This is a genomic window from Mucilaginibacter sp. FW306-07-L, from assembly GCF_058782065.1.
Genome location: NZ_JBYSXI010000001.1, coordinates 734,489 through 747,247 on the forward strand (window position 1 = coordinate 734,489; position 12,759 = coordinate 747,247).

General features: G+C 44.6%; 11 protein-coding genes. 8 read left to right on the plus strand and 3 right to left on the minus strand.

Annotated elements, in window-relative coordinates; translation table 11 throughout:
• Positions 1–6 precede the first annotated feature (6 nt).
• The 5 genes from AC3WJC_RS03355 to AC3WJC_RS03375 all read left to right on the plus strand — a co-directional run bounded on the left by AC3WJC_RS03355 (position 7) and on the right by AC3WJC_RS03375 (position 7,676).
• Positions 7–1,617 (plus strand): complex I subunit 4 family protein, encoded by a 1,611-nt coding sequence (locus tag AC3WJC_RS03355; protein ID WP_492397656.1) that lies wholly within the window; start codon positions 7–9, stop codon positions 1,615–1,617.
• On the plus strand, positions 1,618–3,123 hold the full coding sequence (locus tag AC3WJC_RS03360) for an NADH-quinone oxidoreductase subunit N (protein WP_492397657.1): 1,506 nt from the start codon (positions 1,618–1,620) through the stop codon (positions 3,121–3,123).
• A 104-nt stretch (positions 3,124–3,227) separates the two neighbouring features.
• Positions 3,228–4,535: an ammonium transporter gene (locus AC3WJC_RS03365; RefSeq protein WP_492397658.1), complete on the plus strand. Its 1,308-nt coding sequence runs from the start codon at positions 3,228–3,230 to the stop codon at positions 4,533–4,535.
• A gap of 71 nt (positions 4,536–4,606) precedes the next feature.
• Entirely contained in the window at positions 4,607–5,659 is a 1,053-nt protein-coding gene (locus tag AC3WJC_RS03370) for an acyltransferase family protein (protein WP_492397659.1), read from the plus strand.
• A 109-nt stretch (positions 5,660–5,768) separates the two neighbouring features.
• Complete coding sequence (locus AC3WJC_RS03375; protein ID WP_492397660.1) at positions 5,769–7,676, plus strand: amidophosphoribosyltransferase; 1,908 nt, start codon at positions 5,769–5,771, stop codon at positions 7,674–7,676.
• Positions 7,677–7,758: 82 nt separating this feature from the next.
• Here the strand turns inward: AC3WJC_RS03375 and AC3WJC_RS03380 are convergent, their stop codons facing one another.
• Positions 7,759–8,415 (minus strand): LysE family translocator, encoded by a 657-nt coding sequence (locus AC3WJC_RS03380; RefSeq protein WP_492397661.1) that lies wholly within the window; start codon positions 8,413–8,415, stop codon positions 7,759–7,761.
• Between the two features lie 169 nt (positions 8,416–8,584).
• Here AC3WJC_RS03380 and AC3WJC_RS03385 point away from each other — a divergent pair, with 169 nt between their 5' ends.
• Positions 8,585–10,060 (plus strand): MFS transporter, encoded by a 1,476-nt coding sequence (locus AC3WJC_RS03385; RefSeq protein ID WP_492397662.1) that lies wholly within the window; start codon positions 8,585–8,587, stop codon positions 10,058–10,060.
• A gap of 141 nt (positions 10,061–10,201) precedes the next feature.
• Entirely contained in the window at positions 10,202–10,666 is a 465-nt protein-coding gene (locus AC3WJC_RS03390; RefSeq protein ID WP_492397663.1) for a deoxycytidylate deaminase, read from the plus strand.
• Here AC3WJC_RS03390 and cmk read toward each other — a convergent pair.
• Entirely contained in the window at positions 10,656–11,333 is a 678-nt protein-coding gene (cmk, locus tag AC3WJC_RS03395) for a (d)CMP kinase (RefSeq protein ID WP_492397664.1), read from the minus strand. The two genes, AC3WJC_RS03390 and cmk, sit on opposite strands and share 11 nt — an antisense overlap.
• A 57-nt stretch (positions 11,334–11,390) precedes the next feature.
• Here cmk and arfB point away from each other — a divergent pair, with 57 nt between their 5' ends.
• Entirely contained in the window at positions 11,391–11,801 is a 411-nt protein-coding gene (gene arfB / locus AC3WJC_RS03400; protein WP_492397665.1) for an alternative ribosome rescue aminoacyl-tRNA hydrolase ArfB, read from the plus strand.
• On the opposite strand, the gene AC3WJC_RS03405 is transcribed toward arfB, so the two are convergent.
• Entirely contained in the window at positions 11,798–12,751 is a 954-nt protein-coding gene (locus AC3WJC_RS03405; RefSeq protein WP_492397666.1) for a lipid A deacylase LpxR family protein, read from the minus strand. The genes arfB and AC3WJC_RS03405 overlap by 4 nt on opposite strands.
• Positions 12,752–12,759: the final 8 nt, after the last annotated feature.

Below are 12,759 nucleotides of genomic sequence, written 5' to 3' on the forward strand. Positions count from 1 at the left end.
AAACTGATGAACCTTTTAACGATACTGATATTCATCCCCATAGTGTTCGGCGCAATTATATTGCTGCTGCCGTCATCATTACGGGCGAGCTTTAAATATATTACCCTGCTGGCCACACTCATTCAGTTCGCGCTGAGTATATGGATCTACCTCGACTTTAAAACAGGTGCCGGTTTTGGCGGGATCAACCATGAAGATCAGTTTCAGTTTGTACAAAAGCTGCCCTGGATCCACCTCGATCTTGGTGCTGCCGGGGCTATGCAGATAGATTATTTTGTAGGTATTGATGGTATTTCACTCCCCTTACTGGTAATGACTACGCTGGTCATGGTGATCGCTACCGTTGCCTCATGGGAGATAAGCAGTAACCTGAAAGGCTTTTTCGCTTTATTCCTGTTATTGGATATGGCCGTAATCGGTGTGTTCTGCGCGTTGGATTTCTTTTTGTTTTACCTGTTTTATGAGTTGATGCTGCTGCCATTGTATTTTTTAATTGGTATGTGGGGCGGAGTTCGGCGGGAGTATGCGGCTATAAAATTTTTTTTATACACCCTCTTTGGTTCGGTATTCATGTTGTTGGTGATGGTAGGTTTATACTTGTCGGTTACTGATCCGGCAACAGGCAATCATACCTTCAATATTGTACAAATGATGAACCCGGCCAATTACAGCGAAGGTTCTGTATTTTCGGCATTGGCGCAGCAAACCATATTAGGCGTGCCTGCGCGCGTGGTAGGCTTCATCGTGCTGTTCATAGCCTTTGCCATTAAGGTACCGGTGGTACCGCTGCATACCTGGTTGCCTGTAGCCCACGTGGAAGCGCCAACTCCGGTATCTATCATATTGGCTGGTGTATTGTTAAAGATCGGTGGTTATGGAATTATTCGCATCTGTTTGGGCATCTTTCCCGAAGTCGCGGCATCCGGCGCGTTCTGGCTGGGCTTGCTGGGTGTAATATCCATATTATATGGTGCGTTGAATGCCCTTGCCCAGCGCGACCTGAAACGCATGATCGCCTACTCGTCCGTATCGCACATGGGTTTTGTGCTGCTGGGTATCGCCTCGCAAACCGCCGAGGGTATCAGCGGCGCAGTGCTGCAAATGATTAGTCACGGCTTTTTATCATCCATGCTGTTTTACCTGGTAGGGGTGGTGTATAACCGCGTGCACGACAGGGATATTTACAATTTCCGAGGCCTGGGCAGTATCATGCCAAAATATACCGCCTTTGTGATGATCGCCTTTTTTGCCTCGTTGGGTCTGCCCGGTTTTTCAGCCTTTGTGGCCGAAGCCTTTACCCTGGCCGGAACCTTTAAATCGTCAACTACTAACGGATTGCTGCCATACTGGATGGCCATTGGCGGCACGATCGGGATATTATTAAGCGCTGCCTATTTTTTATGGACGCTGCAACGCATGTTCTTCGGCCAACCCCTTTTAAAAGGTGGCGAAGTATGGCGCACAGCACTTACAGATATCAACTTTCGCGAAACGGCGACACTTGTACCACTGGCTGTAATGGCACTGGCATTGGGTATTTTACCATCATTGGTGCTGGATGTAGCGAATGATAGCGTGTTGGCATTGGTAGAATTTTTGAAAAATAACATTCAATAAATGCACGATCTGTTACCTACCATATCCGAGCAGTTAAGCAGGATACTGAATGATATCAAGTACTTTGTGCCGGAATTATACCTGAGCGCGTTGTTTGTTTTGGTGTTGCTTGCTGATCTGTTCATTGGCAAAAATTCCGTAAAGTATTGCCGGGCCATTGCCATGGCGGGTTTGGTAATTGTTTTTTTTAAAGATTACGATCAGTATTTTTTAATTGAGCAGGCTGGTGGCACTATTTCGCTGTTTAACGGCATGCTGCTGCTTTATGGCAAAGCGGTATCCTTTAAGGCGATAATTGATTTGCTAACCTGTTTGTTGCTGTTGTATTTTGCATGGGATAATAAGCTCAGCTCCCATAAAAAAGGACTGTCTGATCTGTATACTATCACCATAGGTTCGGTTTTAGGTATGCACTTAATGGCGATGGCGACCAGCCTGCTGTCAATCTACCTGGCTATCGAGATGGTGTCTATCGCGTCCTACCTCATGGTAGCCTACCGGTCCGAAAATGGTTTCAGTGCCGAGGCGGGTTTAAAATACGTACTGTTTGGTGCCGCTTCGTCGGCTGTACTGTTGTATGGTATATCATTACTCTATGGTTTTGCCGGTACGCTTGATATCTGGGACCCTAAGTTTATGGTAAATCTTTCAGGCGCGGGTAGTGCCGGTGTCGGTTTGGCGCTGAGCCTGGTGCTGGTAGGCATTGGTTTCAAGCTGTCATTCGTACCTGTACACTTTTGGGTGCCCGATGTTTATGAAGGAGCAGCCACGCCGGTTACGGCCTATCTGTCAACCGTACCTAAAATTGCCGCTTTTGCCCTGCTGATCAACTTTGTAAATGCCTTTGTAGCCGTGGTTCCGCATCCCGATTTTGATTTCAGGCTGGTATTATCGGCAATAGGCGTAATTACCATGGTTGCCGGTAATTTCGCGGCGGTAGCGCAGCAGAACGTAAAGCGTATGCTGGCTTACTCAAGTATTGGCCATACCGGTTTCGCGCTGATGGCAGTGGTTTGCTTTACGCCACAAAGTTTAACCTCACTAATTTATTATTTGGTGGTATATGCTGTTGCCAACATCGCAGCGCTGTTACTCGCCACCTATTTTACCAACCAAACCGGTGCCGAAAAAATGAGCGAGTACAAAGGCTTAGGCTTTAAGTACCCTATTGCATCTGTATGTTTTGTAATTGTGCTAATTTCATTAACGGGTTTGCCTGTTTCGGCTGGTTTTACCGGTAAGTTATTCGTATTTTCATCAGTTTACACCGTTTATCAGCAAAGCCATGATATTTGGTTATTAATTTTGATGATAACCGGAGCCGTTGTTACTGTAGTATCGTTATTTTATTACATCAAAATTCCGCTTAACTTATTTTTACGTAAGACAACTACGGTTAGCGAACCCGACTATTCAGATAAAAAGGTAATTGTTTTAGCAGTTGTGTTATCATTGTTGATAATTTTGTTAGGTATTTTCCCGAATTGGTTGTATAGCGTGCTGTAATTTCTATATTTCCTTCGATATTTATTTAAAAACTCAAATTTGATAGTTATTTTATAATAAAAATCATATTTTCACGCCGTTTTGAATTTATTAGATGACATTTGATGAAACGGTACTTCCCCTTCCTGCTGATTCTGATCGCTTTAGTATTAACGTTCGTTTTTCCTTCAGTTGAATTAAATACAACTGAAAAATCACAGTTCAACGGGGCGGATATTGCCTGGATGCTGATGTCGACAGCGCTGGTACTGATCATGACACCCGGGCTTGCTTTTTTTTATGGCGGTATGGTCAATAAAAAAAATGTGATCTCCACCATGCTGCAAAGCGTGGTGTGTATGGTTATCATCACCGTTATCTGGGGGATATTTGGTTTCAGTTTAGCTTTTGGCGACAGTGTAGGCGGTGTAATAGGTAACCCGGCAACGTTTTTTATGATGAAAGGTATGCTGGGTACGGCAACCTGGCCGGCAGCGCCCACCATTCCGTTACTATTGTTTGCCATGTACCAGCTCAAATTTGCTATCATAACCCCCGCGCTGATCACCGGTGCCTTTGCCGAGCGTATCCGTTTCAATTCCTACATTATTTTCCTGATCCTGTTTTCAATCTGCATATTTTCGCCGCTGGCGCACAGTACCTGGCATCCTGACGGTATTTTGGCTAAAATGGGCGTGCTTGACTTTGCCGGTGGTACGGTTGTGCACATGTCGGCAGGCTGGGCAGCTTTGGCATCAGCTATCTATCTAAAACGCCGTAACGAGGCTACGCATTCACCGGCACGTATCACTTACGTAATTATCGGCACCGGTTTATTGTGGTTTGGCTGGTTCGGTTTTAATGCAGGTTCGGCGCTTGGTGCTAATCCATTGGCAGTTACCGCCCTTGCGACAAGTACAACCGCGTCAGCCGCGGCAGGTATCACCTGGATATTTTTTGATATGCTGCGCGGGCGTAAGCCATCCGCCATGGGTACTTGTATAGGTGCCGTAGTGGGTTTAGTGGCCATTACACCGGCCGCGGGCTTTGTATCGGTACCGCATTCCCTGGCTATCGGAATTATATCAGCCATTATAAGCAACCTGGTGGTTGAATGGCGCACCCGTACTTCAATTGATGATACTTTGGATGTTTTCCCTTGCCATGGCGTAGGTGGTATGGTGGGCATGCTGCTTACCGGCGTATTTGCGCACCATAATGTAAACAGCAGCATGGCTAATGGTAACGGTCTGTTTTTTGGCGAAACCAAGTTGTTTTTAATACAGTTGGTAGCATTGGTCGGCACTTCAATATTCGCATTTTTTGGCTCGCTATTGTTGTTAAAGATCACCGATATGATATCGCCGCTGCGTGTATCGATGGAAGAAGAGATAGTAGGTTTGGACATCAGCCAGCACGGCGAAAAATTGTAACAAACCATCTACATACCCTATTTTAAAATGCTTATGATTACTTTACGGCATCATAAGCATTTTTTTATTTGATGAAACCTCATTACCCTATACTCGATGGATTGCGCGGTACTGCCGCCATCCTGGTTGTTATCTTTCACATCCTCGAAGTTAACTTTCCGCCCGAAACGCACCCGATGAACCATGGGTATTTGGCAGTCGATTTTTTCTACCTGCTGTCGGGCTTTGTGGTGGGCTATGCTTATGATGACCGCTGGGGCAGCATGAGCGTGGGGAAGTTCCTTAAAATAAGGTTCGCACGCCTGCATCCCATGGTCATATTCAGCGTTACCCTCGGCGCTATAGCTTTCTGGTTCGATCCGTATCACGACAGCTCTTTTAACATGAGCCTGCTTAAAATGGTGGGTATCGTGCTTGTTGGTTACACCATTTTACCATACCCTGATGTTCGGGCCTGGGGAGAAACCCATTCGCTGAACGGGCCGTGCTGGTCGCTTTTGCAGGAATACATCGCCAATATACTTTACGCGCTTATCGGCCGCAAATTAAATAAGCCTGCTTTAATAGCGGTCGTCATATTATCAGGCATAGCCTTGGTTGTAATGGGGCTTAACCAAAACTATTTAGGCGTTGGCTGGGGTTACGGTAACTTTTGGGCAGCACCTATACGCATGATGTTTCCGTTTTTTGCCGGTTTGCTGTTGTTCCGTACCGGTAAGCTGATTCGTATGCCGATGGCCTATCCGCTTCTTTCGTTGATACTGATTGTGGTATTCTTTATGCCGAGGTTTCACCTCAACGGGTTATATGATGTAAGCTGTATCATCCTGCTCTTCCCGTTGCTGGTAGTTGCCGGGGCAGGAGGGCAGGTAAGCGGCAGATTGGCCGGTATCTGTAAATTCGCGGGTGATATATCCTACCCGTTATATCTGATCCATTACCCATTCATCTACATTTACGGTTATTGGATCAGCGTAAAAAAGCCAACTGTTGAACAGAACCTGCCTGTTGCTATCGGTTTGTTTGTGTTTTTTATATTACTGGCGCTGGCGGCTTTAAAATGGTATGATGAACCGGTGCGCAAATGGCTGCGAAAAAAGATGGTACCCGCTCGTGCTTTGTAGGGTGGTTAAATTGGTGTTAAATTAATATCAATATTAATGCTTTTTTAATGACAATAGGATAGGAGATTATCTCCGGCAAAAGTTTACCTTTGCAACCTCATTCCAAATCATGAGCGATCAGATTAAACATGAATGCGGTGTGGCATTTATCCGCCTAAGAAAGCCACTCTCTTATTATCAGCAAAAGTATGGCACTGCGCTGTACGGCTTAAACAAACTGTACCTTTTAATGGAAAAACAACACAACCGCGGCCAGGATGGCGCAGGTGTTGCTACCATTAAGCTGGATATTGAACCGGGCAAGCGCTACATTAGCCGACACCGTTCAATGGCCTCCAACGCGGTTGCTGATATTTTTGAGTACATCCAGAAAAAATTTGCCGACATTCAAAAGGAATTTCCGGAAAAACTTGCTGATGCCGAATGGCTTAAAGAACATGTGAGTTTTACCGGTGAGGTACTGTTAGGCCACCTGCGTTATGGTACGCATGGCAAAAATAGTATCGAAAACTGCCACCCCTTTCTTCGTCAAAATAACTGGAAAACCCGTAACCTGGTAATTGCCGGTAACTTTAACATGACCAATGTTGACGAATTGTTACAGCAGCTTTATGACCTTGGCCAACATCCAAAGGAAAAGGCTGATACAGTAACCGTTCTGGAAAAGATAGGCCATTTTTTAGATACCGAAAACCAGGGCTTGTTTGACCAGTACAAACGCGAGGGACATGACGACAATATGGAGATCAGCAATTTGATAGCCAATGACCTTGATGTTGCCAAAATACTCCGTAAATCAGCAAAAAACTGGGATGGTGGTTATACCATAGCCGGTATAATGGGCCATGGCGATGCTTTTGTAATGCGTGACCCGGTGGGTATTCGCCCGGCGTTTTACTATTACAATGATGAGATAGTAGTTGCGGCATCAGAGCGCCCGGCCATACAAACGGCCTTTAACATTCCGGTTGAGGAGATCAATGAGATCAAGCCCGGCCATGCACTCATTGTTAAAAAGAACGGTGATGTATCTGAAGATATGTTTAGCGAGCCGCAGGAAAAAAAATCATGCTCGTTTGAGCGGATCTATTTTTCAAGGGGCAGCGATTCATCTATCTACCGTGAGCGTAAGCAATTAGGCAGGCTGCTTTGCCCGCAGATATTGGATTTTGTTGATAACGACATCAAAAATACCGTATTCTCTTACATACCCAATACCGCCGAAGTTGCCTTTTACGGTATGGTTGAAGGGGTGCACAAATACATTAAAAAATATCAGCGCGACAGGCTGCTTAACCGCGACGACAAGATCAGCGATGAGGAATTGACCGAAGTGCTGCAACTGGCTCCGCGCGTTGAAAAGATAGCGATTAAGGATGTTAAGCTGCGTACCTTTATTACCCAGGATGCCGACCGCAGCGAAATGGTAGCCCACGTTTATGATACCACCTATGGTTTAATAAAACGCGGTACCGATAAGCTGGTTGTACTGGATGATTCCATTGTACGCGGTACTACGCTTAAACAAAGCATCCTGAAAATACTGGACCGTTTAGGACCTAAAAAAATCGTGGTGGTATCATCAGCCCCGCAGATCCGTTACCCGGATTGCTATGGTATCGATATGTCTCGCATGGGTGAGTTTGTGGCTTTTGAGGCCGCGGTTAGCCTGCTTAAAGATGCCGGCAAAGAAGACGTGCTTTTAAAGGTTTACCAGCAATGTAAAGACAGCGCCAAGCTGCCTAAAGAAGAAGTGGTGAACTATGTTAAGGCCATTTACGAGCCGTTTACCGATCAGGAGATATCTGACCGTATAGCGCAGATCATCACACCAAAAAATACAAATGCCGAAGTTCAGGTGATTTATCAAACCCTGGATAACCTGCACATTGCCTGCCCTGACCATACCGGCGACTGGTATTTCTCAGGCAACTATCCAACTCCGGGTGGCAACAAGGTGGTTAACCGTGCTTTTGTTAACTGGATGGAAGGCAAAAACCAACGTGCTTATATGTAAGCCGGATTTCACCAAAGCATATAATATTTAAAAACGCTCCGGAAACGGGGCGTTTTTAGTTTATGAAACTTTTTGCAGAGAATTAAGAAACCTTATCCGGCGCGAAAACGATGTGGGTAACCAACCTGTCGAACAGGATGAATGAGGCGATAATGAGCGCTATACCTGCTACCTGGTTGAGTTTATGTACCAGCTTAACTGATATTCGGTCGCGCAGTTTATTAGCATAAAATGCTTTTAAAGTATCTAACCCGAATTGTACCAAAAGTACCGTTAAAAACATGATGGCTAATTTTAGCTGCCGATGGGGGACGCCTTCATGGTAGGTAGTACTGGCCGTACCTATAACCATCATCCAATGGAAAAGGATGGTAGGGTTGAATATGCACATGATAAAGCCCTTTAAAAAATACCCGGTGCGTTTAAGTTTTGATGGGGTGGAGTTGTTGTAGTTTACATCCGCCTTTTTAAAGATGTAATAAATGCCGATACCCAGCAGTATAACACTGCCTACTACGCCCGCGTAAATTTTAGTTTGCGCGGTAATATCAACCAGTTGCGAGCCGAAAAGTATAGCGCCTACAAACACAACATCGGTAGATACCACACCAAGCGCGAATGCAACGCCCGCTTGAAAACCTTTTTCAATACTGACTTTGATGAGCGAGAAAAAAACCGGCCCGGTAATAAATGTTAATATCAAACCTATACCGATTCCTGAAATTATGGCTGCTATCATTAACTATATCTTAGACGGCAAATTTTGATCATGCGAATATGCGATTTTATCTCATAAACCAAATAAAAATATAAGGGCCGTTGTAATAAATGTAATCTTATAACAGTAAATTATAAAAATTGATTTATGTTAGTGCCTTAATAAAATTTTGTACAAGCAACTAACAGAAATGGAACAAAACAAAACTAAAAGCTATGGATCGGCGCTTGCGACGCTCGTTACTGTATTCTTTTTTTGGGGATTTGTAGCAGCCAGTAATGACATCCTGATTCCCGTATTTAAGGAAAAACTTAACCTTGAGCAATGGCAGTCGCAAATGATATCTTTTGCTTTTTATGTGGCTTACACCGTAGGATCTATTATTTATACAGTAATTTCTAATAGTTTAGGTGGTGATTTGCTAAATCGTATTGGCTATAAAAACGGCATCGCCATAGGCCTGGTTATTTCGGCTTTAGGTACCTTATTGTTTTATCCTGCTGCCGAAACCGCTTCGTTCCTGATCATGATCACCGGTTTATTTATAGTTGGCCTTGGTTTTTCATTACAACAAATCGCGGCTAATGCTTTGGCTGTAGCCCTTGGCGACCCTAAAACCGGTGCACAGCGCCTTAGCTTAACAGGTGGTGTAAATAATTTCGGTACAACTATAGGCCCCCTGTTGGTGAGCCTTGCCATATTCGGATCTGTTAGTGCCAATTCATCTGATGCAAGTATCAGCGCTGTGAAATTTCCATATCTAATTTTAGGAGCTCTTTTTATAGTAGTAGCTGTAGTATTTAAATTTTCATCAATTCCTAACAAAATTGAAACCGAATCAGATACAATCGATCTAAGTACACCTACCGATGTATCGCACGTTCATGCAAGCGGCCAAAAGAAAGGCGCTTTAAATTATCCTCAGCTTTGGATGGGTATGATCGCCATATTTGTTTACGTGGGTGTAGAAGTATCAACAGCGAGTAACCTGCCTGAATATATGGGTAAAGAGCTTGGTTTAGCTACGGCTAATATCGCGCCTTTCGTGTCGTTGTATTGGGCAAGTTTGATGATAGGGCGTTGGACTGCTTCGGTAGGCGCGTTTAACGTTAGCGGTGGATTGCGTAAGGTATTGAACGTTGTAGTTCCGTATCTTGCCTTTGGCGTATTTTTAGCTGTTAACAAAATGGCTCAGCATGACGTAACACCTTTCTATGTTTATGGATTTGTTATTATCGCCATGATTATTGGTGATATGTTGAGTAAAGGCAGTCCCGCCCGTTTATTATTCATTTTTTCGGCAATGGGCATCACCGCTTTATTTATCGGTATGCTAACAAGCGGTATGGTCAGCGCCTTTGCGTTTATTAGCGTTGGTTTATTCTGCTCTACACTTTGGCCATGTATATACACGCTTGCCGTATCCGGATTGGGTAAACATACCAATCAGGGATCAGGCTTCCTGATCATGATGATTATGGGTGGTGGTATCATCAGCTTACTGCAAGGTGTGTTAGCAGGCGATAACTTATTAGGTATTCAATGGTCATACCTGGTAGGTGTAGGTTGTTTTGCATACCTGGCATTCTATGCGTTAAAAGCAAAAAGCATACTTAAATCCCAGGGTATTGATTTTGACGCCCTTGAAGTAAAAGGCGGACATTAATTCAGTTGAACAGGCATTGGTCATTGGTCAGTTGTCATTAGCCATAAATTTATGTAGGCTGATGATAACTGACCAATCCTTTTATAAAAAGTAGTTCAATGACCATTGCTTAATGATAACTGACCAGTAACCATTGAAAAAATGAAACCCAGTTTCGATAACATATTTATGAACCTCGCGACCGACTTAGCCCGTCGGTCGCATTGCGTTAAGGCGCATGTAGGTGCGGTGTTGGTAAAAGATACCCGCATAATTTCTATAGGCTATAACGGGCCGCCTTCGGGCACCCATAACTGCGATGAGGAATGGCCTGAAACCGGCTGCCCACGTGACGCACGCGGGAGCTGCTCTTTGGCCCTGCATGCCGAAGAGAACGCCATATTATACGCGGTTAAAAATGGGGCTAACCTGCACGGCGCTACCTTGTATACTACGCTGTCGCCATGCCTGCCTTGTGCCAGGCTGATATTTTCGGCAGGCATAAAGCATGTATTGTACAACAAATCATACGCGGCATACAAAGGCTTGCCCAGCGATGAGGGTGTGGATTTTTTAAACCGCTTCGGCGTAACCGCCGAGCGTTTTGATGCCGAAATTATTCCTTAATAAAAGGCTGTATCTTGCTTAAAGCAAACTCCAGTTGCTCATCAGGTGTAAGGTAGCTATTGTCTAAAACAATAGCGTCATCGGCTTGCACCAGCGGGCTTTCCTGGCGGGTGGTATCATCATGATCGCGCAGGGCCAGGTTATCAAAAACCTCTTCCATGGTAATATTGGGCTCTTTAGCTACCAGTTCCTTATAACGGCGTTCGGCGCGTATTTTAGGGTCGGCGGTCATAAACAGTTTCACCTGTGCATCCGGGAAAACGGTGGTGCCAATATCACGGCCATCCATTATAATATTGATGGATTTACCCATTAACTGCTGCTGCTTAACCAGGGCGTGGCGTACAGCGGGTATGGCGGCTATCTTACTTACGTTTGAGGCCACATGCATCTGCCTGATCTCTTCTGATACATCTTCATCATTCAGGTAGATATGAACCTGCCCGTCAACAGTTTTAAAAGTGATGTTAAGATTATTGAGCGCGGCTTCAATTTGTGTATCATCGGTTACATCAATCTCATTGCGCAAAAAGTATAGGGTAACGGCCCTGTACATGGCACCGGTATCAATATAAACAAAATTGAGTTTTTTGGCTAAGGCTTTGGCAATGGTACTTTTACCGCACGACGAGAAACCGTCAATAGCTACAACGATATTGTTATTCATAGAGCCTCCAAGATACAAAATAAAAGCGTTGCCCCGAAAACAAATTATATTTGCCGCATGAATACAAACAAGGCTGAGCTGCAAAAGGAAGTGACCTACAAAACCTCGCGCAGTGGCGGTAAGGGCGGGCAAAACGTTAACAAGGTATCAACCAAGGTAGAACTGCTTTTTTCGGTAGATGATTCATTATTGTTTAATGAAGATGAAAAACAGCTCATCAAAAGCAAGCTGCATGCCCGCTTAAATAAGGATGGTTTAGTTCAGGTAGTTTGTGATGAAGAACGCAGCCAGTATCTTAATAAAGAAAAAGCCATCGAGAAACTCATTGCCTTGTTAACAAAAGCTATGCAGGTTGATAAACCACGTAAGCCAACAAAAGTTAGCCGTGCCGTAAAAGCTGCACGTGCCGTAAGCAAGCGCCTGCAATCTGCCAAAAAGGACGGACGTAAAAGGGATTACGATTATTAATTAAAGCGGTACAAAACAGTAGCCGATCCCCATTGGTGGGCTTTCATCATCTCCTTGGTATCCTTGGTTTGAAAGGTAGCCGATAAGTCGAATATCCAACGCTCACCGCCATAAGTAATACCTACTTGCTGACTAAATACAATAGGTTTTCGGGTTAGCCTTACCTCAACGCCATCAGCATCGTTGTTAAATAAGCTGCCCTCAATGGTGGCATCGTAGGCTGCGTAGCGTAACATCGGGCGCAGGTAAAAAAACAATTCGGTCTTGTTTAGTGGCTCAAACCCGCGTTGTTTAATGGCGGTACTTTGTGTGCTTACCGAGTTAAATAGCTGGTTAAAGTTGCCCAGTCTAATTAAAAAACCCGCGCCTGCGCCGGTAAAGCCGGTACCCAGGTTTGCATAGGTGTTTAAAGATACATCGGCATCCTTACCCGCACGACCAAGTAGCCGGTTATACTCTCCCTGCAGGTTAAACTGAAAGTTATTACGGATCTGGTATTCCCAACCCTGTAGTTCATAAAAGCCAAAGGTATTGTGTATCACTTCCTGCGCCTGGCGGCCGAGCGCGGCAGGGCCTACCATGCCGATCTGTACGCCTAATTTCAGGTTACTTTCGTTATTATATAAAAAGTTGAGGTTGGCACCGGCGTACAGGTAGCCTGCAAAAGGCCGGTCAACCAAGCCGCGATCGGGTACCTGGCCGCTTGCGGGGTTGAATATTTTTTGGCCTAACTCAATACCCAAAACTTTGTTTTGCAATCGCGATGTATCATTAACAGTTAACCCCCGCCTGAAGAAAATAAACAGGCCGTTGGTATAATACCGGTCAGACCCTTGTGCCAAAAAGGAATCGTTATCGCTTTGAAAGCCGAACTCGTTACGGTGTGTTTGAGCAAATGAGCGTAATCCGCAAAGCAGGCACAACAATAGCAGTGTTTGTTTAAACTTCATTAATATTA

What these genes read in the sequence shown, in the direction of transcription:
- AC3WJC_RS03355 (WP_492397656.1), top strand. Translation starts at nt 7, where the DNA reads ATGAACCTTTTAACGATACTGATATTCATCCCCATAGTGTTCGGCGCA.
- AC3WJC_RS03360 (WP_492397657.1), top strand. Translation starts at nt 1,618, where the DNA reads ATGCACGATCTGTTACCTACCATATCCGAGCAGTTAAGCAGGATACTG.
- AC3WJC_RS03365 (WP_492397658.1), top strand. Translation starts at nt 3,228, where the DNA reads ATGAAACGGTACTTCCCCTTCCTGCTGATTCTGATCGCTTTAGTATTA.
- AC3WJC_RS03370 (WP_492397659.1), top strand. Translation starts at nt 4,607, where the DNA reads ATGAAACCTCATTACCCTATACTCGATGGATTGCGCGGTACTGCCGCC.
- AC3WJC_RS03375 (WP_492397660.1), top strand. Translation starts at nt 5,769, where the DNA reads ATGAGCGATCAGATTAAACATGAATGCGGTGTGGCATTTATCCGCCTA.
- AC3WJC_RS03380 (WP_492397661.1), bottom strand. Translation starts at nt 8,415, where the DNA reads ATGATAGCAGCCATAATTTCAGGAATCGGTATAGGTTTGATATTAACA.
- AC3WJC_RS03385 (WP_492397662.1), top strand. Translation starts at nt 8,585, where the DNA reads ATGGAACAAAACAAAACTAAAAGCTATGGATCGGCGCTTGCGACGCTC.
- AC3WJC_RS03390 (WP_492397663.1), top strand. Translation starts at nt 10,202, where the DNA reads ATGAAACCCAGTTTCGATAACATATTTATGAACCTCGCGACCGACTTA.
- cmk (WP_492397664.1), bottom strand. Translation starts at nt 11,333, where the DNA reads ATGAATAACAATATCGTTGTAGCTATTGACGGTTTCTCGTCGTGCGGT.
- arfB (WP_492397665.1), top strand. Translation starts at nt 11,391, where the DNA reads ATGAATACAAACAAGGCTGAGCTGCAAAAGGAAGTGACCTACAAAACC.
- AC3WJC_RS03405 (WP_492397666.1), bottom strand. Translation starts at nt 12,751, where the DNA reads ATGAAGTTTAAACAAACACTGCTATTGTTGTGCCTGCTTTGCGGATTA.